Below are 1,693 nucleotides of genomic sequence, written 5' to 3' on the forward strand. Positions count from 1 at the left end.
TGTAGCGGCTAAGTTGTAATGTCCGCTTTTAGCCAAGTTCAAATGTCCGCTTTCGGGCTCATCGTAAGCTGACCGGTCGCCGGTTGTTCGGCGCGCCGGAGGCTTTGATGGCTGCAACGGAACGGATCACGATGACGATGCGAGAGCTGGACCGCTTCAAGGTCATTCAGGACGTCGCGGACGGCAGGCTCAGGCCGTGGCGCGCGGCAGAACGGCTTGGGCTGACGACCCGGCAGATTCGCCGTCTGGTTGAACGGCTGCGCGCACACGGACCGACCGGTTTGGTGTCGCGCCGGCGCTCAAAGCCGAGCAATAACCGGCTGGATGCCATGACGGCCGATCGGGCCATCTCGATCATCCGGGATCGCTATGCCGATTTCGGGCCGACGCTGGCGTGCGAGAAGCTGTACGAGTGCCACGGTGTGCGGCTGGCGAAGGAAACGGTGCGCAGGCTGATGATGGATGCCGGCCTGTGGGTGCCGCGCCGGCAGCGTCCGCCGAAGATCCACCAGCCGCGCGCGCGACGCGCGTGCTTCGGCGAGCTGGTCCAGATCGACGGCAGTGACCACCCGTGGTTCGAGGACCGGGCGCCGGCCTGCACACTGCTGGTGTATGTGGACGACGCGACGAGCCGCCTGATGACGCTGCATTTCACGCAGACCGAGTCGACCTTCAGCTACTTCGAGGCGACCCGGGCGTACATCGAGCGCCACGGCAAACCCGGTGCGTTCTACAGCGACAAGGCCAGCGTGTTCCGCACCACGACCCCACGCAAGACAGGCAACCGCGTGACGCACTTCGGGCGCGCGATGTACGAGCTGAACATCGACACGTTCTGCGCGAACTCGAGCCCGGCCAAGGGGCGCGTGGAGCGGGCCAACAAGACACTGCAGGACCGGCTCGTCAAGGAACTGCGGCTGCGCGGCATCGGTACGCTTGCCGAAGCCAATGCGTATGCGCCCGCCTTCATCGCCGCGTACAACGCGCGCTTCGCGAAGCCCCCGAAGAGCGGGTTCGATGCGCACCGGCCGCTGCGGGCCGACGAGAACCTTGATCTTGTCCTCACGTGGCGCGAGCCACGCAAGGTCACGAAGTCGCTGACGGTGCAGTACGACCGGGTCATGTACCTGCTGGACGACGCGCCGGAGAACCGCAAGCTGATCGATCGGTATATCGAGGTCTGGGAGTATCCGGACGGACGCATCGAACTGCGTGCGGACGGCCGTGCGTTGCCCTGCCGGCAGTATGACAGGCTGGCCGAAATCGATCAGGGCGCGGTCATCGAGCACAAGCGGCTGGGTCACGTGCTGCAGGTCGCGCAGGCGCTCCAGGCGCAGCGCGATAACCGCCCGATCAGCAAGGCCCCCTCCCGGACGCACCGGGGTGACTCAACCCGGACCGTGCGGCAGAAGCGGGAGTCGGGCACGAAGAAGCAGCGCGAGTTCACGCAGGCAGACATGGAGCGTGTGATCGTGGATCTGGCCCAGCAAAGAAACGCTTCTGAGACACCCCGCGGCAAACCTGGCCCGCGGTCTGCAAGGCATAGTGGAACAGGCGTAAGCGCCCTGCCAGATCAAACGCCATCCTTCGACACTGCGTGAACTGAAACCCAGGGAGACAGACTTCCAAACCCCCGTAAAACCGGACATTTCAACTTGGCCGGAAAGCGGACATCTGTATCTGGCTTTGACAT

Annotated in this window: 1 protein-coding gene; it reads left to right on the plus strand. The window is 64.5% G+C overall.

Features of this window, described 5'->3' with window-relative positions; all coding sequences use genetic code 11:
• Nucleotides 1-107: 107 nt before the first annotated feature.
• Nucleotides 108-1,601: an ISNCY family transposase gene (locus AWB68_RS44600; RefSeq protein WP_087650419.1), complete on the plus strand. Its 1,494-nt coding sequence runs from the start codon at nucleotides 108-110 to the stop codon at nucleotides 1,599-1,601.
• Nucleotides 1,602-1,693: the final 92 nt, after the last annotated feature.

Source organism: Caballeronia choica (genome assembly GCF_001544535.1).
In the GTDB taxonomy this organism is placed as follows: domain Bacteria; phylum Pseudomonadota; class Gammaproteobacteria; order Burkholderiales; family Burkholderiaceae; genus Caballeronia; species Caballeronia choica.

Bases quoted from the DNA above. Each gene is read 5' to 3' on its own strand.
- AWB68_RS44600 (WP_087650419.1), top strand. From the start codon at position 108: ATGGCTGCAACGGAACGGATCACGATGACGATGCGAGAGCTGGACCGC.